This is a genomic window from Roseovarius aquimarinus, assembly GCF_043661195.1.
Classification (GTDB): Bacteria; Pseudomonadota; Alphaproteobacteria; order Rhodobacterales; family Rhodobacteraceae; genus Roseovarius; species Roseovarius aquimarinus.
The window spans coordinates 26,167-43,117 of the sequence record NZ_JBIHMM010000004.1; the positions used below are offsets into that span (position 1 = coordinate 26,167).

Sequence of the window (16,951 nt, forward strand, 5' to 3'; positions counted from 1 at the left end):
CCATAATCAGAAACAGCCCGGCAAACGGGGACAGGTGACAGGTGCGAAAATGAGGCTGACTTGCCCGAATTGCGGTGCCCAATACGAGGTGCCCGACGAGGTGATCCCCGAAACGGGCCGCGACGTGCAGTGCTCCAATTGCGGCGACACGTGGTTCCAGCCCCATCGCGATCACATCTCCGATGCAGGCGACGAGGATGACATCCCTGAGGGCACTGCCGCGCAGGAGGACGACTGGGAAGAGGTCGATCCCCCCGAGGCGCCCGAGCCGCCCTCACCCGCCGCCGAGGATTTCGCCCCGCCGCCTCCGCCCGAGCCGGCGGCGCAGACCAAGCCCTCTGCCCGCCCCGAGCGGCGCGAGATAGATCCCTCGGTCGCGTCGGTGCTGCGCGAGGAGGCCGAGCGCGAGAAACGCGCCCGCGCGGCGGCCCAGGGCGGCGTCGAGATGCAGCCCGATCTCGGCCTCGACGAGGACGAGGGCGAGGCGACGCGCGCCCGGCAGGCGCGCGAGCGCATGGCCCGCATGCGCGGCTTCGATCCCGATGAGCGCAGCGATGACGATCACGACGACATCGATCCCAAATCGCGCAGCAGTCTTTTCCCCGATATCGAGGAAATCAATTCCTCGCTCGGACCCGAGCCGGCGCAATACGATGGCGCCGAAACCGGGCATGACGCGTATCCCGAGGCCGCGCCGCGTAGCCGCGGCGGCTTTGGCCGTGGCTTTTTGCTGATGGTTCTGGCCGCGCTCGCCGCGCTCGGCGTCTATGCCTTCGCGGCGCAGCTTGCCGAGATGCTGCCGGCCCTTCGGGACGTGCTTGCCGATTACGTGGTCTGGGTCGACGGGCTGCGGGTCTGGCTGGATGGGCAGATCGCCGCGCTGATGCTCTGGTTCGACACGGTGACCGGCAATGCGCCGGCGGATACCGGGGCCGAAACCGGCACCGGCACCGGCACCGGCGGGTGAGCCGCGCCGCGATCCCCGCGTGAAATCCGCCTCCACCCCCATACCGGGCGGCCAGCTCGCGCCGGTGATGCTCACATTCCTTTCGGCGATCATGTGGGGTCTGTGGTGGATCCCGATCCGCCTGATCGAAAGCATGGGCCTGACCGGCGCGCAGGCCAGTTTTCTGTGCAATCTCGGCGCGGTGATCCTGCTCGCCGCCTTCATCGCGGCGCGCCGCCTGTCGGCGCGCATCGGACCGAAGGCGCTTCTCGGCGCATTCCTGATCGCGCTGGCCTTCACGCTCTATTCCATCGCGATCACGCTGTCGGACGTGGTGCGGGTGATCTTGTTGTTCTACCTCGCCCCCGCATGGTCCAAGATCATCGAATGGGCGTTCCTGCGCATGCCGTGGCAGCGCAGCTCATGGCTCACGCTGGGGCTGTCGTTGATCGGGGCCTATCTCGTCCTCGGCGGCGATCTCTCGCTCGCCTCGCTCAACATCGGCGATCTGATGGCGCTCGCGGCGGGCGTTTCATGGGCCATCGGCGCGGCGCTGATCTTCACCGGGCGCAGGGCCCCCGTGGCCGCGCTGACCCTTGCGACGGTGGGCTGGGGCGCGCTGCAATCGGCGTTTTTCGTGGTGATCCTGGGCGAGACGCTGAGCGACGCGGCCGGCATCGGCGCGCTCGGCCTCTCTCTCGCGCTCGGCGCGGCCTATCTCGTCCCGGTGATCGGAATGACGCTCTGGGGCGCGCTGCGCCTCGCGCCGGCGCTGCTCAGCTTTCTTTTCACGCTCGAGATCGTCTCCGGGGTGATCTCTGCCGCAATCCTGCTCGACGAGCCTTTCGGGCTTTGGCAGGCGCTTGGCGGCACGCTTATCTTCGCCGCCGCGATCTTCGAGGCGGTGATGACGCTGCGGGCACCTCCCGCAGCGCCGAGCCGGGCCTGAGCGGTCAGAACCGCTCGAGCAGCCGTTCGAGGTAATCGCGCTCGACCTCGGGGCGCGCGCCTTCGCCCGAGCGGCGACGCAACTCCTCCAGAAGCTCGCGCGCGCGCCGGTAGACGTCCTCGCCCTGCAACAGATTGCCATCGGTGCCTGCGCGGTCGCCCTGCCCGGGCGTGCGGCCCAGCGGATCGGATTGCTGGCCACCGGTCGCACCCTGCGCCTGGCCCTGCCCGCCCTGACGCTCGCCCTGCTGCTCGGCCATGGCCTCGCCCAGGCTGCGCATCCCGTCGCGCAGCGCGTCCATAGCCTCGGCCTGGCGGTCGATCGCCTCGGCCAGATCATCACCGCGCAGCGCCTCTTCGGCCCCGTCCATCGCCTCGCCCGCGCGGTCGAGCGCGCCGCGCGCCTCCTCAGTGGCAGCGCCGCTGCCCGGCAGGCTGCCGCGCTGACGCTCGAGCTCCTGCCGCAAGGCTTCCTGCCGCGCGGCCAGATCGCCCGGCTGGCCACCGCCCTGCCCGCTCTGGCGCTGCTGGCCCTCGCCCTGCGGGTTCCCTTCGCCCTCGCCGCCCTGCGCCTCGCCTTGGCCGCCTTGGCCCTCGTGGCTCTGGCCCCGGCCCTGACCGCCGTTGCGGCCTTCATTGCCCTGGCTCTCGCCCGCCCGCGCGCCGGGGTTGAACTGTTCCTGAAGATCGCGGAACGCCTGATCCGAGAGGCCCTGCTGTTGGCGCAGCGTGTCGGCCAGCCCCTCCATCGCCTGCTGCCCCGGACTTCCCTCGCCCTGCCCCGGCTGGCCCTCGGTGACGCGCAGGTTCTCCATCATTTCCTGGAACTGGCGCAGCGCCTCTTCGGCTTCGGCCATGCGGCCTTCCTGCATCAGCTCCTGAATGCGATCCATCATGTCCTGCAGATCCTGCTGGCTGAGCATCGTCATCTCGCGGTCGCCCATGTCGCGCTGGTCGGTCTCGTCCTCGCGCTGGGCCTGCTGGGATTTCTGGCGCAGGTAGTCGTCCGTCGCGTCGCGCAGCTCCTGCATGAGGCGGGCGACCTCGTCCTCGCTGGCGCCGTTGCGCATCGCCTCGCTCAGCCGCTCCTGCGCCTCACGCATCCGCTCGAGCGCGTCGCCGATATCGCCGTCCTCCATCGTCACCGCGAGATCCCAAAGCGCGGCGGCGAGCTCGTCGCGTGTCTCGGCGTCGAGACCACCCTCGAGCGATGCCTCGAGCCGGCGCAGGATCGTGCGCAGTTTCAGAAAATCCGCCGGATCCCGAAAGAGTTTCTCTTCGGGCTTGTAGGACACCGCCCGGATCACCTGTGCCACGCGCGTCGCGTTGTCGCGGCTCCAGAGCAGATCGCGCCGCTGCTCGATCAAGGCGGCCGCCACCGGATCGAAGAAGCGCCGCGCGGGCAGGTCCATCGGCATCGGCGCGCTCGCGCCCGTCTGGCCCGCCGCATCCTCCACCTCGATCGTCAGCGTCATGGGCATATGCGCCCAAGGATGCTCCGACAGGTTCTCGACCAGCGCCTCGGTGAACTCCGTCCGGCTGCCGGTGATGGGAAGCGGCAGATCGAGCGTGATGGGCTCGCGCGGCTCGGGCTCGGCGGCGAGGCCGTGGCGGCGATCCACCGCACCCAGATCGAGCGCGAACCGCGCCGTGCCGCCGATCACGCCGTGATCGTCGCGCGCGGCGTAGGGCTGGCTCATCTGGCCATCGAACGTCGTCTTGGCGCCTTCGGCCAGCACTTCGGCGCTCGGCGCCGTGTCCGGTACGGCGCGAATGTCCCAAGTCCGCCCGCCTGGCCCGTCGATGGCGAGCGTGCCGTCCTGCGTCACGTCGAAGCCCTGCGCCGGGTCCGTCGCGGCGCCCAGATCATCGGTGCGCCCCGACACCGTCTCGGACAACGCAAGCGCGCCCAGCTCGCCGTAGAGGCGCACCATCACGCGGCTCCCCTCGGGCACCTCGATCCTCTCGCCCTGATCGGCAAGGTAGAGCGTCGGAAGGCCCGTATAGACCGGCGGCTCGATCCAGCCTTCCCAGGCCGGCCCGGTGGCAAGCCCGGCGGCCCCGCCCGGCAGCATCTGCGCCGGCGCGCCGATCCGCAAGACCGAGCCGAACATGACGGCCACGACTAGGCCCAGAAGGGCGATGTAGCGCAGCCCGAAACGGTCGAGCCGCGCGATGCGCAGGTCGGGTCTGGGCGCACGGGCGCTAGCGGCGGCCTTCTGCATCCGCTCCAGATGCGTCTGCCAGAGCGCTTCGGACGCGGCATCGCCCCGCCCGATGGCCTGCGCATCGCCGAGCGCTTGCAAGGGCCGCCCCGGCAACCCCGCATCGAGCCGCGCCAGCGCCTCGGCCCGCCGTGGCCAGCGAAAGCCCGACACCCCGACGACAAGCAGCGCCAGCGCGCCGAGGCAGGCGGCGATGGCGGCGGCAGCCGTCACTTCGAAAGAGAAAAGATCCTGCCAGCCCAGCATGAGCGCCGCACCGCAGCCGATCATCAGCGTCCAGAGCGGCCAGAAGGCGCGCACCAGCCGCTCGGCCAACAGGCCCGCCCATGTCAGGCTGAGGGGGCCGCGCAGCCGCTGCCTCACCGCCTCATGGCTGTCGGGGGCATGCTGATTGGGGGTCTGGGCCATTCACCTCTCCGGATGGGGCCGCAGAACGCTACAGCCATTCGGGGATGGTATCTCGATTTATCATCTCGTCAAAGCTCGGACGGGCCCGGATCACGGCGAATTCATGCCCATTGACCAGCACCTCGGGAATGAGGGGCCGGGTGTTGTATTCGCTGGACATGACCGCGCCGTAGGCGCCCGCGCTTCGGAAGGCCACCAGATCGCCCGCTTCGAGCTGCGGCATCATGCGCTGCTTGGCGAAGGTATCGCCGCTCTCGCAGACCGGGCCGACGATGTCGTAGGGGCGCTGCTCGGCGCCCGGCTCCGGCTCGATCACCGGCACGATATCGTGCCAGGCGTCATACATGGCGGGCCGGATCAGATCGTTCATCGCGCCGTCGAGGATCAGGAAATCGCGGCCCTCACCCGATTTGACGTAGATGACCTCGCTGACCATCAGCCCCGCATTCCCGGCGATGAGGCGCCCCGGCTCGATCTCGATCTCGCAGCCCAGATGGCCCAGCGTCTCGCGGATGAGCGCGCCGTATTCCGTGGGCAGCGGCGGCGCCTCGTTGCTGCGCGAGTAGGGGATGCCGAGGCCGCCCCCCAGATCGAGGCGGCGGATGTCATGCCCGTCCGCGCGCAGAACCCCGGTCAGCTCGGCCACCTTGGCATAGGCCATGCGGAAGGGCTCGAGATCGGTCAGCTGGCTGCCGATATGCACGTCGATGCCGATCGCCTCGAGGCCGGGCAGATCCGCCGCGAGGCGATAGACCTCGCGGGCGCGGGCGATGGGAATGCCGAACTTGTTCTCGCTCTTGCCGGTCGCAATCTTGGCATGGGTCCTGGCATCCACGTCGGGATTGACGCGCACCGTGATGGGCGCGATCACGCCCAGCTCCACGGCCACCGCGCTCAGCGCCTCCATCTCGGGCTCGCTCTCGACATTGAACTGGCGGATGCCGCCGGCGAGCGCGAGGCGCATCTCGTCGCGGGTCTTGCCCACACCGGAAAAGACGATGCGCTCGCCCGGAACGCCCGCCGCCTTGGCGCGCATGTATTCCCCGCCCGAGACCACGTCCATTCCCGCCCCGAGCCGCGCCAGCGTCTTGAGGATGGCCACGTTGCTCGCCGCCTTCATCGCATAGCAGACGAGGTGATCCATACCCGCCAGCGCCTCGTCGAAGAGGCGGAAATGCCGCTCGAGCGTGGCTGTCGAATAGACGTAGAAGGGGGTGCCCACGGCGGCCGCGATCTCGGCCAGAGGCACATCCTCGGCATGCAGCACGCCGTCCTTGTAGAGAAAATGATCCAAGCCGCGTCGTCCCCTATCGCCCCTCGGGGCTTTATCTTGGCGAAAATACTCGAAAAATCCGGCGATCAGCCCTTGCGCAGACGCAGGTAGAGATAGAGCGGCAGACCGCAGCTCACCCCGATGCAGAAGGCCGCGGGCACCGCCAGCAGGCGCATCCAGTCGCGGCTGCGCCATGTCTCGACCAGAACCCAGACCGTCAGCGCGACGGCGGCGATGGTCAGATCCCAGACCAGCCCGCTCGTCGCCGGATTGACGTGCCATGCGTCGATCATGCCGCCCAGATCGAACCCGTTCAGCATGAACCAGTTCATGAAATAGGTCATCGGGTGGATCGTGCCCCAGACCGCGAGGGCGAGATAGACGTATTTCACAGCACGGCCCCCGCATGCACGCTCGAGAAGCCGCCGATCGGGCCGCTCGCCGTGGGTGTCTGGTTGCGCGCGGGTGCCAGTTCGTCCTGGCTGCCCGGCGGGATGGGCGCGCCGTCGACGCCGCAAGCGGCCAGCGCGATCAGCGCGCTCATAGCGAGGCCAAGTCTCATGCCAGTCTCTCCTGCCAGCGCGCCACCTGCGCGCGCACGTTGTCGGGGGCGGTGCCGCCATAGCTCGTGCGGCTCGCCACGGAATTATGCACACCCAGCACGCCGAATACATCCCCCGTGATGCCCGCATGCACGCCCTGCATGTCCTCGAGGCTCAGATCGGGCAGATCGCAGCCCTTCGTCTCGGCCAGGGCCACCAGCGATCCGGTGACGTGATGCGCCTCGCGGAACGGCATGTTCAGCACCCGCACCAGCCAGTCCGCGAGGTCGGTCGCGGTGGAGAACCCGGTCGCGGCGGCAGCCTCGAGAACCTCGCGGTTCGCGCTCATGTCGCGCACCATGCCCTCCATCGCGGCCAGCGCAAGCATGAGGTTGTCGGCGGCGTCGAAGACCTGCTCCTTGTCTTCCTGCATGTCCTTCGAATAGGCGAGCGGCAGGCCCTTCATCACCAGCGTCAGCGCGACATTGGCGCCGAAGATACGCCCGATCTTGGCGCGGATGAGCTCGGCGGCGTCGGGGTTTTTCTTCTGGGGCATGATGCTCGAGCCGGTCGAGAAACGATCCGACAGCGCGACGAAGCGGAACTGCGCGGAAGACCAGATGACGAGCTCTTCGGCCATCCGGCTTAGATGCATCGCGCAGATGCTCGCCATGCCGAGGAATTCGAGCGCGAAATCCCGGTCGCTCACCGCGTCGAGCGAGTTGGCCGAGGGCCGATCGAAGCCCAGCGCCTGCGCCGTCATGTCCCGGTCGATGGGAAAGGACGTGCCGGCAAGCGCGGCGGCGCCGAGCGGGCATTCATTCATCCGCGCCCGCGCGTCGCGCACGCGGCCCAGATCGCGGGCGAACATCTCGACATAGGCCAGCATGTGATGCCCCCATGTCACGGGCTGCGCGACCTGAAGATGAGTGAAGCCCGGCATGACCCAATCCGCGCCCGCCTCGGCCTGCGACACAAGCGCGCGCATCAGCGCGGTCAGCGCGCCCTCGGCCCCGTCCAACTGGTCACGCACCCAGAGCCGGAAATCCGTCGCCACCTGATCGTTCCGCGAGCGCCCGGTATGCAGCCGGCCCGCAGGCTCGCCCACGATCTCCTTGAGCCGCGCCTCGACGTTCATGTGAATGTCCTCGAGCGCCGCGGAAAAGGCGAAGTCGCCCGCCTCGATCTCGGCCAGAACGGCATCGAGCCCTTCCGTCATGGCGCGCGCGTCACTATCTGTGACGATGCCCGTCGCCGCAAGCATGGCGGCATGGGCCTTCGAGCCGGCGATGTCCTGGGCCGCCATGCGCTTGTCGAACCCGATCGAGGCGTTAATTGCCTCCATGATCGCATCGGGTCCGGCGGCGAAACGGCCGCCCCACATCTGGTTCGAAGTCTTGTCTGCCATGCCGTATCCTTCGGAGGAATTATGAGCCTGTCCCGTTCCGCCCTGCTTTATCCCGCCGCCGCCTTGGGTGCAATCGCGGTGGGTCTCGTGGTCTTTCTGGGCAGCGCGCCGGATGCGGCGTCGGACGCGCCCGCGCGGGACTATTCCGCGCTCGCGGCGGGGCTCGAAGGCGACATGAAGAAGCTGAGCTTTCATGCCGAGCCGAAGGCGATCTCGGCCGGCAGTTTCGTGATGGAGGATGGCGGCGACGGAACGCTCGCGCATTACGAGGGCAAGTATGTCCTTCTGAATTTCTGGGCCACGTGGTGCGCGCCCTGCCGAAAGGAAATGCCCATGCTCTCCGAGCTTCAGACCGAGTTCGGCGGCGAGGATTTCGAGGTGGTGACGCTGGCCACGGGCCGCAACGCCGTGCCCGCCATCGAGGATTTCTTCGCCGAGATCGGCGTCGAGAACCTGCCGATGCACCGCGACCCGAACCAGCGCGTCGCGCGCGACATGGGCGTTCTGGGCCTGCCCATCACCGTCATCATCGACCCCGAGGGCCGCGAGATCGCCCGCATGCAGGGCGACGCGCATTGGAGTTCCGAAAGCGCCAAGGCGCTGATCGCGGGGCTGAACGCACCGGCGGAATAAGCCCTGCCCATTGCGGGCCATGCGCCTCTGCCGCTAAGACGTTGCGCGAACGCAGCACCATAGGCCCGCCCATGCCCGTCATCACCAATATCGACGATCTCAAACGGATCTACCGCCGGCGTGTGCCGCGTATGTTCTACGACTATTGCGAGTCCGGAAGCTGGACCGAACAGACCTTCCGCGCGAACACATCCGATTTCAGCGAGATCCTTTTGCGCCAGCGCGTCGCCATCGACATGGCCGGACGCTCGACCGCCAGCCAGATGATCGGGCAGGACGTCTCAATGCCCGTCGCGCTCGCGCCCGTGGGCCTCACCGGCATGCAGAGCGCGGATGGCGAGATCAAGGCCGCCCGCGCGGCAGAGAAGTTCGGCGTGCCCTACACGCTGTCCACCATGTCCATCTGCTCGATCGAGGATGTGGCCGAGAACACGTCCAAGCCTTTCTGGCTTCAGGTCTACACGCTTCTCGACGACGACTACATGCAGCGGCTCTTCGACCGCGCGAAGGCCGCGAAATGTTCGGCGGCGGTCATCACCGTCGATCTGCAGATGCTGGGCCAGCGCCACAAGGACATCAAGAACGGCCTTTCCGCCCCGCCCAAGCTGACCCCGCGCAGCGTCGCGAACATGGCGACCAAGGCGAGATGGGGCCTCGAGATGCTCCGCACCAAGCGGCGCAGCTTCGGGAACATCGTGGGCCATGTGAAGGCGGTCAAGGATCCGCGGGATCTGAGCTATTGGACCAACGAGGCGTTCGACCAGTCGCTCGACTGGGACCGCATCCGGCAATTCCGCAAGATGTGGGACGGCCCGCTGGTCATCAAGGGCATCATCGATCCGCGCGATGCGCGCGAGGCGCTGAACGTGGGCGCCGACGCGATCGTCGTGAGCAACCACGGCGGACGTCAGCTCGACGGGGCGCTCAGCTCGATAAGGGCGTTGCCGCAGATCCTCGACGCCGTCGGAGACAAGATCGAGGTGCATCTCGACAGCGGCATCCGCTCGGGACAGGACGTGCTCAAGGCGCTCGCGATGGGCGCGACCGGCACCTATATCGGGCGCGCCTATATCTACGGCCTCGGCGCGATGGGCGAGGCGGGCGTGACCCGCGCCCTCGAGGTGATCCATAAGGAGCTGGACGTCTCGATGGCCTTTTGCGGGCACCGGGACATCCGCAAGGTGGACCGCGATATCCTGATGATTCCCAAGGGATTTTCGGACGGCTGGCAGTAGCCTCCTTCCAAGACCGCCGGAACGATACCAACCCGCCCCGCGTTATGTGCCATTAAAGCACAGCGGGGGCGGGATCATGGCGACCGAAGGCAATGAAAGAGGCCGCACGGGCGTTGCGCCAACGGCCGAGCGGCCTTGGCTTCTCATCGCCTGCGGTGCGCTCGGGCTCGGCGGCTGCGCCGCGCTCATCCTCGGCACGCTCATCGCGCCCATCTATGTGCCCAACCATGACTGGGTCTCGGACACGATCAGCGATCTGGCCGCCGGGCGGTGGGAGATCCTGATGGATATCGCGCTCTACGGCTTCGCGGCGGGCCTCATGGCCACCGCGCTGGCGGCGGCCCATGCGCATCTCGGCAAGACCGGGTGGAGCCTCGGCGTTATGTCCCTCAGTCTTCTTGCGGCGATTGTCGTCATCATCGGCGCGCGCAACGAATATGGCGACAACGACAATGAAGGCGTCGTCATCCACATCTACCTCGTCTATGCGATGGGCGCGCTATTCACCCTGCTGAGCGCTGTGATGCAAGCCGGATTGCGCAGCTCCGGGCATGTCCGGGCGGCTTGGTGGATCATCGGCCTCGGCGTCGGGTGGGCAGTCATGTCGCCGGTGTTCCTCATGTCCCCCACCTCGATCGACGGCCTTCTCGAGCGCATTCTCGGCCTCTTCGCCTGCGGCATGATCGCCGTGCTCTCGCTAGTTTTCCTCTGGCGCGGCCTCGACTGCCGCACGGAGGCGTAGGGGATGGAACATCTCGCCATCATCGGCCAGACGCTTCTCGCGGTCATCGCCGTCATCGTCCTCGCGCGCATCAACGGGCTGCGCTCCTTCTCCAAGATGTCGAGCTTCGATTTCGCACTGACCGTCGCCGCGGGCTCGGTTCTGGCCACGATGATGACCAGCGCCAAGACGCCGTGGCCCGGCCTCGTCGCGCTGGCGACGCTCTTCGCCGCGCGTTTTGCCGTGTCGCTCCTGCGTCAGCGCTGGACGCCGATGCGCCGCTTGACCGACAATACCCCTCTCATGCTCGTCCATGAGGGCCGAATCCTCGAAGAGAACTTGGCCCTGTCGCGCGTCACACGCGATGAATTGCGCGGCAAGCTGCGCGAGGCGAACGCGATCACACCCGGCTGCGTGCGCGCCGTCGTGCTCGAGGCGACAGGCGATGTGAGCGTCCTGCATGGCGACACGCTCGACCCCGATCTTCTGGAAGGCGTCTCCTGGGGCCGCGCGGCGCCGCCCGAGCACTGAGCCGCGCAGCACTGCCCGCCCGGCGCCAGATTCGCCCTTCCCATCCGGGAGCAAATCCTCTATGCGAGCGGCTTCATGCGGGGCTACAGCCTTGGAGGAGCCCCGCCCTTATCTTATGGAGACTAAACATGGCTGGAGAAATTCCTGATCTTCACGCCCAGGAACGCACGGGGACAGGCAAGGGCGCCGCTCGTGCCGCACGCCGCGAGGGCATGGTTCCGGGTATCGTTTTCGGTGGCGACAAAGATCCGCTTCCGATCAACATCCAATACAACGTCCTGATCAAGCGCCTCAAGCAGGGCCGCTTCAAGTCGACCCTGTTCAACCTGAAGGTCGATGGTCACGAGGACGTCCGCGTCATCTGCCGCGACGTGCAGCGCGACGTGGTCAAGGATCTGCCGACGCATCTCGATCTGATGCGCCTGCGCCGCACGACGAAGATCAACCTCTTCATCCCGATCGACTTCCAGAACGAGGAAGAGTGCCCGGCCATCCGCAAGGGCGGCGTTCTGACGACGATTCGCAACGAAGTCGAGCTGCTGGTCACCGCCGGCGACATTCCCGACACGCTGACCGTCGATCTGTCGAAGCTCGAGAACATCGGCGACACGATCACGATCTCGGACATCACCCTTCCCGAGGGTGCCGAGCTGGTGATCAAGGATCGCGACTTCATGATCTGCAACGTCTCGGCCCCGTCGGCTCTGAAATCCGACGCCGAGGACGAGGATGAGGCAGCCGCCGACGAAGTCCCGACCATCGAGCAGGAAGACGACATTCCGCCCGCCGACGGCGAATAAGCCCGGCTTTCGGTTCTGCGTTTCGGAACGCGGCCCTTCGGGGCCGCGTTTTTTCGTTTGCCGGGCCGCGTTGGGCATGGTCCATTCAAATCCGTGCCCGGAGCGGATAGATAGGACGCGATCCGGGCGCGACCGGGACAGGAGGCACCTCATGCTGATCTTTGCGGGACTGGGCAATCCCGGCGCGAAATACGCGGGCAACCGTCACAATATCGGCTTCATGGCGCTCGACCGGATCGCCACCGATCACGGCTTCGGCCCTTGGAAGGCGCGCTTTCAGGGTCAGGCCGCCGAGGGCATGCTGGGCGGCGAGAAAGTGCTCCTGCTCAAGCCCGCGACCTTCATGAATCTCAGCGGCCAATCGGTAGGCGAGGCAATGCGTTTCTTCAAGCTCGAAGCGCCCGATATCACCGTCTTCCACGACGAGATCGACCTCGCGCCCGGCAAGGTGCGCGTCAAGGACGGGGGCGGCCATGCGGGCCATAACGGCCTGCGCTCGCTGCATCAGCATATCGGCCCGCATTACACCCGCGTGCGCATGGGCGTGGGCCATCCCGGCCACAAGGACGCCGTGCCGGGCTACGTGCTGCATGACTTCCCGAAGGCCGATCAGGAATGGCTGGACGATGTGCTGCGCGGCTGCTCGGACGGCGCGCCGCATCTGGCGGCGGGCGACAGCGGCAAGTTCCAGAACGCGGTCGCCCTGCGCACCGCGCCGCCGCGCTCCTCCGGCGGCCAGAAGGGCAAGCCTGCGGCAAAGGATGCCGCCCCCGAGGCGACGCGCGCGCACGCCGAGAAGCCGGCCGAGACGCCGCCCGAGCCCGACGCGCGCAGCGCCCTGCAAAAGCTGGTGGACAGGTTCCGCTGAGCCGCGCGGCGCTTGTCCGCATCCCGCCGCGCGCTAAAGTGACAGAGACGTCAAGGAAAGGCCCTGAACCATGGAGAAAGACGCCCCCGTCAATGTGCTTGGAACCCGGCTCGAGCCCTGCTCGCTCGCCGATCCGGTCACCGGATTTTTCCGTGATGGCCATTGCAATACCTGCGCCGAGGATCGCGGCAGCCACACCGTCTGCGCCGAGATGACCGCCGAATTCCTCGCCTTTTCGAAGTATGTCGGCAACGATCTGAGCACGCCGCGCCCTGAATTCGGCTTCGCCGGGCTGAAACCCGGCGATCAATGGTGCCTCTGCGCCGCCCGCTTCGCCCAAGCCCACGAGGAAGGCTGCGCCCCCCGCGTGCATCTAGAGGCGACCCACGAGCGCGCCCTCGACATCGTTCCCATGGAGGTGCTGCGCCAGCATGCTGGCAATGCGGACGGCTGAGACTTTGGCGATCCCTCGAGGACTCGAACCCCGAACCTGCTGATTAGAAGTCAGCTGCTCTATCCAGTTGAGCTAAGGGACCGCGCGCGCCTTCTCTAGCGCCGGTCCGCGCGCGGCGCAAAGCCTAATCCGCTCCGAAGGGGTCGGCGGGATATCCCACGGCGTCGAGATAGAGCCCCTCGGGGGGACAGACCGGCCCGCAAGCGGCGCGGTCGGCGGCGACGAGCGCGCGGCGCACATCCTCGGGCGTCCAGGCGCCGCGCCCGACCCGCTCGAGCGTGCCGACGATGCTGCGCACCTGGTTGTGCAGAAAGGACCGCGCGCGCAGGCGAAAGCGCAGCTCGGCCCCGCCCGGCCCGTCCTGCCGCGTGATCTCCACCGCATCGAGCGTCTTGACCGGGCTGGCCGACTGGCACATGGCCGAGCGGAAGGTCGTGAAATCATGCAGCCCAATGAGATGCGCGGCGCCCGCGCGCATCGCCTCGACATCGAGGTCATGCGGCACCTGCCAGACCAGCCCCTTGTCATGCGTCACCGGCGCGCGCCGCATCACGAGCCGGAAGAGATAGCGCCGCTCCACCGCCGAGAATCGCGCGTGCCAATCGCTCTCGACCCGCGCGCAGGCGGTGATCGCGACCGGCGCGGGCTTCAGATGATAGTTGAGCGCCTCCATGAGGCGGAAAGGCTCCCATTCCTTCTCGAGATCGCAATGCGCCACCTGCCCCAGCGCATGGACCCCCGCATCCGTGCGCCCGGCGGCGGCGATCGTGTGCGGCCCCGGCTCGAGCTTCGCCAGCGCCGCCTCGATCGCGCCCTGGACCGACGGCTGGTCGCGCTGCCTCTGCCAGCCCGCGAAGGGGCCGCCGTGATACTCGATCCTGAGCGCAAATCTCTGCATGTTCGCGCTCATACTCCAACGCGCATCCACGCGAAAGCGCGCGCGGCGCTGTCTTTCCGAAAATTCTCGCGCCGGAACCGTCGCGGTCGCGCCACTGGAAACACCGCCGAGGCGCCGTTATCTATGGGTCCAAGGCTGCACGGGAAAGGGCCGCGCATTGGGCATATCGAACCTCGCAGACGGTCTCGCGCGCGGCGCCGAGAGGCTGACCGGCACCGTCTCGGGCGCTTTTTTCGAGCCGGTGATCCGCATCGGGGTGACTGGCCTCGCGCGGGCGGGCAAGACCGTGTTCATCACCTCGCTCGTCGCCAATCTGCTCGAGCGCGGGCGCATGCCCGGCCTCGCCGCCGCTGCCGAGGGCCGGATCGACGCAGCTTTTCTCCAGCCCCAGCCCGACGATACCGTGCCCCGGTTCGAGTTCGAGCGTCATCTCGATGCGCTAACCGCGCCGACGCCCCGTTGGCCCGAAAGCACGCGCACCATTTCAGAGCTGCGCCTGAGCCTGCGGGTGCGGCCTACGGGCCTTCTGGCCGGTTTTTCGGGGCCGCGCACGGTGCATGTCGATATCGTGGACTATCCCGGCGAATGGCTGCTGGATCTGGCGCTCATGGACAAAAGCTACGCCGATTGGTGCGAGGCCACGCTCTACCTGATGAAGCGTCGCGAGATCGGCGCGCCCTACCTCGCGCGCCTTGCCGACGAGGACGGCGCCGAAAGCTGGGACGAGCCGCGGATCAAGGCGCTGGCCGACAGCTTCACCGCCTATCTCGAGGCCGCGCGTGACAAGGGCCTGAGCGGCGTCGCGCCGGGCCGCTTCCTTCTGCCCGGTGACATGGCAGGCTCGCCCGCGCTCACCTTCGCGCCGATGCAGAAGCCCGAGAAGCCCGCCCGCCGTGGCCTCTGGCGCGAGATGGAGCGGCGCTTCGACGCCTACAAGGCGCAGATCGTCACGCCCTTCTTTCGCGACCATTTCGCCAAGATCGACCGCCAGATCGTGCTCGTCGACGCGCTCGGCGCGATACATGCGGGACCGCCCGCCGTGGCCGATCTTCAGGACACGATGGCCGAGATCCTCGGCGCGTTCCGGCCCGGGCGCAACGCCTTCCTCAGCCGCATCTTCCTTGGCCGCCGTGTCGAGAAGATCCTCTTCGCCGCCACCAAGGCCGACCATCTGCACCATTCCCAGCATGCCCGCCTCACCGCCTTCATGGAGGCGTTGACCCAAGGCGCGCGCAGCCGCGCCGATTTCCAGGGCGCCGAAACATCCGCGCTCGCGCTGGCCGCACTGCGCGCCACGGTCGAGGAGGAGCGCATGCACGAAGGCGAAACCCTCGCCTGCGTGCGAGGCACGCTGCAAAACCCCGACGGCACGCGCGGCAAGGAGGCGGCGTTCCATCCCGGCGATCTGCCCGAAAGCCCGGCAAGCCTCATCGCCGCCGCGCGGCAGGGTCATGAAGCATGGCTCGATGCCGATTACCGGATCATGAAATTCGCGCCCGCGCCGCTCGTCTCCAAGCCTGGCATGGGGCCGCCGCATATCCGGCTCGACCGGGCGGCGCAGTTCCTGATCGGGGATCGGCTGTGAGCGCGGCAGTCCCCTTGCGTGCGCGCCTTTGGCATGTGCCGCAGATGACCGCCATCCTGCGCGGCTTCGAGCGCCGGTCGGACTGGCTGCCGCGCGTGCGGCCCTACCGCACCGATCTGCGCGTGATGATGCGGATCACGCGCGCGGGCTGGGTGCGCGCCCTTCATGACGCGCGCGGCCCCGCCGCCTTCATCGCCCGTGACGGCGCGCAGGTGCATGCCCTTTACGTGCATCCGCGCGCGCAGGGGCTCGGGCTGGGCCGTGCGCTTCTCGACGATGCCAAGCATGCGGCCCCACGGCTCGAGCTTTGGGTCGCCGAAGCCAATGCCGATGCGCGCGCCTTCTATGCGGCGCAAGGCTTCGTCGAGGCGCGGCAAGGCGACGGCTCGGGCAATGACGAAGGCATCCCCGAGCTTCAGATGCTGTGGCAAGACGAGAGGTGCGCACGATGAGCCGACACAAGGGCCCCATCCTCTTCGATCTGGACGAGAGCGCGCCGCGCGCCGCGCCGTCCGAAGCGCCGCCCGTCCCCGAGCCGGATCTGCCGGAGGCGCCGCAAGGCGCAGCGATGCAGACCGCCGCCGTGTTGGCCGCGCGGCGCCCCTCGCGGCTTGCGCGCCTCTTCTGGGGGCTTGTCGCCGCGCTCCTCGGGGTCGCGATCTCGCTCGCCGCGTGGGATTTCGCCACCGGCCTCGTCGCGCGGGTGCCCGTGCTCGGCTACGGCGTCACCGCGCTCATCGCGGCGCTGCTGGTGGTGCTGGTCCTCATCGCCATCCGCGAGATGGCGGCTTTCGCCCGCCTTGGCCGGATCGACGCGCTGCACCGGCGCGCGGATGCGGCCCTCGCCGCGAACGATCTGGGCGCAGCGCGCAAGCTGACCGGCGATCTGGTGCAGCTCTACATGGGGCGGGAGGACACGCGCTGGGGCCGCCAGCGGCTGGCCGAGCGGCAAGGCGATCAGTTCGATGCGGGCGCGCTGCTTGCCTTGGCCGAGACCGAGCTTCTGACGCCGCTCGACGCCGCCGCGCTGCGCCAGATCGAGGGTGCGGCGCGGCAAGTGGCCGCCGTCACCGCGCTCGTCCCGCTCGCCCTCGCGGATGTCGTCACCGCGCTCACCGCGAATATCCGCATGATCCGCCGCATCGCCGAGATCTATGGAGGCCGCTCGGGCACGCTGGGCAGCCTGCGCCTCACCCGCGCGGTGATGACGCATCTCGTGGCGACCGGCGCCGTCGCGGTGGGCGACGACGTCATCAGCTCGGTCGCGGGCGGCAGCCTGCTCGGCAAGGTCTCGCGCCGCTTCGGCGAGGGAGTGGTCAACGGCGCACTGACCGCGCGCGTGGGCGTCGCCGCCATGGAGGTCTGCCGCCCGCTGCCCTTCTCGCCCGGCAAGCGGCCCAAGGTGCGCCGGATCGTCACCACCGCGCTCAGCGGGCTTTTTCCCAGTTAGTGCCTATATGCTGGTCTGACGCGGCG

The 16,951-nt window shown here is 68.1% G+C and carries 18 protein-coding genes and 1 tRNA gene; 12 read left to right on the forward strand and 7 right to left on the reverse strand.

The window, feature by feature from the left end; all coding sequences use genetic code 11:
* Nucleotides 1-49: 49 nt before the first annotated feature.
* Nucleotides 50-967 carry a zinc-ribbon domain-containing protein gene (locus tag ACGRVM_RS13865; protein WP_377172643.1) on the forward strand — a complete coding sequence of 306 codons (918 nt, stop codon included), beginning with the start codon at nt 50-52 and terminating at the stop codon, nt 965-967.
* Nucleotides 968-1,034: 67 nt separating this feature from the next.
* Nucleotides 1,035-1,895, forward strand: coding sequence for a DMT family transporter (locus ACGRVM_RS13870; protein WP_377172642.1), 861 nt, complete (start codon nt 1,035-1,037; stop codon nt 1,893-1,895).
* Nucleotides 1,896-1,899: 4 nt separating this feature from the next.
* Here the strand turns inward: ACGRVM_RS13870 and ACGRVM_RS13875 are convergent, their stop codons facing one another.
* The 5 genes from ACGRVM_RS13875 to argH form a co-directional block, all read right to left on the reverse strand.
* Nucleotides 1,900-4,527 (reverse strand): TIGR02302 family protein, encoded by a 2,628-nt coding sequence (locus tag ACGRVM_RS13875; RefSeq protein ID WP_377172641.1) that lies wholly within the window; start codon nt 4,525-4,527, stop codon nt 1,900-1,902.
* A gap of 28 nt (nt 4,528-4,555) precedes the next feature.
* Complete coding sequence (lysA, locus tag ACGRVM_RS13880; RefSeq protein ID WP_377172640.1) at nt 4,556-5,821, reverse strand: diaminopimelate decarboxylase; 1,266 nt, start codon at nt 5,819-5,821, stop codon at nt 4,556-4,558.
* Between the two features lie 65 nt (nt 5,822-5,886).
* Nucleotides 5,887-6,192, reverse strand: a complete 306-nt coding sequence (locus ACGRVM_RS13885; protein WP_377172639.1) for a DUF2834 domain-containing protein — start codon at nt 6,190-6,192, stop codon at nt 5,887-5,889.
* Nucleotides 6,189-6,362, reverse strand: a complete 174-nt coding sequence (locus ACGRVM_RS13890) for a hypothetical protein (protein ID WP_377172638.1) — start codon at nt 6,360-6,362, stop codon at nt 6,189-6,191. The genes ACGRVM_RS13885 and ACGRVM_RS13890 overlap by 4 nt, the downstream gene beginning before the upstream one ends.
* Nucleotides 6,359-7,750: an argininosuccinate lyase gene (argH, locus tag ACGRVM_RS13895; protein ID WP_377172637.1), complete on the reverse strand. Its 1,392-nt coding sequence runs from the start codon at nt 7,748-7,750 to the stop codon at nt 6,359-6,361. Before argH ends, ACGRVM_RS13890 begins: the two co-directional genes overlap by 4 nt.
* Nucleotides 7,751-7,771: 21 nt before the next feature.
* On the opposite strand from argH, the gene ACGRVM_RS13900 reads away from it, so the two are divergent.
* The 7 genes from ACGRVM_RS13900 to ACGRVM_RS13930 all read left to right on the forward strand — a co-directional run bounded on the left by ACGRVM_RS13900 (nt 7,772) and on the right by ACGRVM_RS13930 (nt 12,992).
* Complete coding sequence (locus ACGRVM_RS13900) at nt 7,772-8,383, forward strand: TlpA family protein disulfide reductase (protein ID WP_377172636.1); 612 nt, start codon at nt 7,772-7,774, stop codon at nt 8,381-8,383.
* Nucleotides 8,384-8,454: 71 nt separating this feature from the next.
* On the forward strand, nt 8,455-9,618 hold the full coding sequence (locus ACGRVM_RS13905) for an alpha-hydroxy acid oxidase (protein WP_377172635.1): 1,164 nt from the start codon (nt 8,455-8,457) through the stop codon (nt 9,616-9,618).
* A gap of 76 nt (nt 9,619-9,694) precedes the next feature.
* Nucleotides 9,695-10,360, forward strand: coding sequence for a DUF998 domain-containing protein (locus ACGRVM_RS13910; RefSeq protein ID WP_377172634.1), 666 nt, complete (start codon nt 9,695-9,697; stop codon nt 10,358-10,360).
* 3 nt (nt 10,361-10,363) lie between these two features.
* A complete protein-coding gene (locus tag ACGRVM_RS13915; RefSeq protein ID WP_377172633.1) occupies nt 10,364-10,870 on the forward strand; it encodes a DUF421 domain-containing protein in 507 nt (168 codons plus the stop codon).
* Nucleotides 10,871-10,998: 128 nt separating this feature from the next.
* Entirely contained in the window at nt 10,999-11,670 is a 672-nt protein-coding gene (locus ACGRVM_RS13920) for a 50S ribosomal protein L25/general stress protein Ctc (protein WP_377172632.1), read from the forward strand.
* A 151-nt stretch (nt 11,671-11,821) separates the two neighbouring features.
* On the forward strand, nt 11,822-12,538 hold the full coding sequence (pth, locus tag ACGRVM_RS13925) for an aminoacyl-tRNA hydrolase (protein ID WP_377172631.1): 717 nt from the start codon (nt 11,822-11,824) through the stop codon (nt 12,536-12,538).
* Nucleotides 12,539-12,608: 70 nt separating this feature from the next.
* A complete protein-coding gene (locus tag ACGRVM_RS13930; protein WP_377172630.1) occupies nt 12,609-12,992 on the forward strand; it encodes a DUF2237 family protein in 384 nt (127 codons plus the stop codon).
* 5 nt (nt 12,993-12,997) lie between these two features.
* Here ACGRVM_RS13930 and ACGRVM_RS13935 read toward each other — a convergent pair.
* Together ACGRVM_RS13935 and truA are read right to left on the reverse strand one after the other, a co-directional pair.
* A tRNA-Arg gene (locus tag ACGRVM_RS13935) sits at nt 12,998-13,074 on the reverse strand.
* Between the two features lie 42 nt (nt 13,075-13,116).
* On the reverse strand, nt 13,117-13,890 hold the full coding sequence (truA, locus tag ACGRVM_RS13940) for a tRNA pseudouridine(38-40) synthase TruA (RefSeq protein WP_377172629.1): 774 nt from the start codon (nt 13,888-13,890) through the stop codon (nt 13,117-13,119).
* A 157-nt stretch (nt 13,891-14,047) separates the two neighbouring features.
* Here truA and ACGRVM_RS13945 point away from each other — a divergent pair, with 157 nt between their 5' ends.
* Genes ACGRVM_RS13945 through ACGRVM_RS13955 form a run of 3 tightly spaced genes read left to right on the forward strand, consistent with a single transcriptional unit; the run spans nt 14,048 to nt 16,925 of the window.
* Nucleotides 14,048-15,475 carry a YcjX family GTP-binding protein gene (locus ACGRVM_RS13945; RefSeq protein WP_377172628.1) on the forward strand — a complete coding sequence of 476 codons (1,428 nt, stop codon included), beginning with the start codon at nt 14,048-14,050 and terminating at the stop codon, nt 15,473-15,475.
* Complete coding sequence (locus ACGRVM_RS13950) at nt 15,472-15,927, forward strand: GNAT family N-acetyltransferase (protein ID WP_377172627.1); 456 nt, start codon at nt 15,472-15,474, stop codon at nt 15,925-15,927. The genes ACGRVM_RS13945 and ACGRVM_RS13950 overlap by 4 nt, the downstream gene beginning before the upstream one ends.
* Nucleotides 15,924-16,925 (forward strand): YcjF family protein, encoded by a 1,002-nt coding sequence (locus ACGRVM_RS13955; protein WP_377172626.1) that lies wholly within the window; start codon nt 15,924-15,926, stop codon nt 16,923-16,925. The genes ACGRVM_RS13950 and ACGRVM_RS13955 overlap by 4 nt, the downstream gene beginning before the upstream one ends.
* The last annotated feature ends 26 nt before the right edge of the window (nt 16,926-16,951 follow it).

Bases quoted from the DNA above. Each gene is read 5' to 3' on its own strand.
- ACGRVM_RS13865 (WP_377172643.1), top strand. From the start codon at position 50: ATGAGGCTGACTTGCCCGAATTGCGGTGCCCAATACGAGGTGCCCGAC.
- ACGRVM_RS13870 (WP_377172642.1), top strand. From the start codon at position 1,035: ATGCTCACATTCCTTTCGGCGATCATGTGGGGTCTGTGGTGGATCCCG.
- ACGRVM_RS13875 (WP_377172641.1), bottom strand. From the start codon at position 4,527: ATGGCCCAGACCCCCAATCAGCATGCCCCCGACAGCCATGAGGCGGTG.
- ACGRVM_RS13890 (WP_377172638.1), bottom strand. From the start codon at position 6,362: ATGAGACTTGGCCTCGCTATGAGCGCGCTGATCGCGCTGGCCGCTTGC.
- argH (WP_377172637.1), bottom strand. From the start codon at position 7,750: ATGGCAGACAAGACTTCGAACCAGATGTGGGGCGGCCGTTTCGCCGCC.
- ACGRVM_RS13900 (WP_377172636.1), top strand. From the start codon at position 7,772: ATGAGCCTGTCCCGTTCCGCCCTGCTTTATCCCGCCGCCGCCTTGGGT.
- ACGRVM_RS13905 (WP_377172635.1), top strand. From the start codon at position 8,455: ATGCCCGTCATCACCAATATCGACGATCTCAAACGGATCTACCGCCGG.
- ACGRVM_RS13910 (WP_377172634.1), top strand. From the start codon at position 9,695: ATGGCGACCGAAGGCAATGAAAGAGGCCGCACGGGCGTTGCGCCAACG.
- ACGRVM_RS13915 (WP_377172633.1), top strand. From the start codon at position 10,364: ATGGAACATCTCGCCATCATCGGCCAGACGCTTCTCGCGGTCATCGCC.
- ACGRVM_RS13920 (WP_377172632.1), top strand. From the start codon at position 10,999: ATGGCTGGAGAAATTCCTGATCTTCACGCCCAGGAACGCACGGGGACA.
- pth (WP_377172631.1), top strand. From the start codon at position 11,822: ATGCTGATCTTTGCGGGACTGGGCAATCCCGGCGCGAAATACGCGGGC.
- ACGRVM_RS13930 (WP_377172630.1), top strand. From the start codon at position 12,609: ATGGAGAAAGACGCCCCCGTCAATGTGCTTGGAACCCGGCTCGAGCCC.
- truA (WP_377172629.1), bottom strand. From the start codon at position 13,890: ATGCAGAGATTTGCGCTCAGGATCGAGTATCACGGCGGCCCCTTCGCG.
- ACGRVM_RS13955 (WP_377172626.1), top strand. From the start codon at position 15,924: ATGAGCCGACACAAGGGCCCCATCCTCTTCGATCTGGACGAGAGCGCG.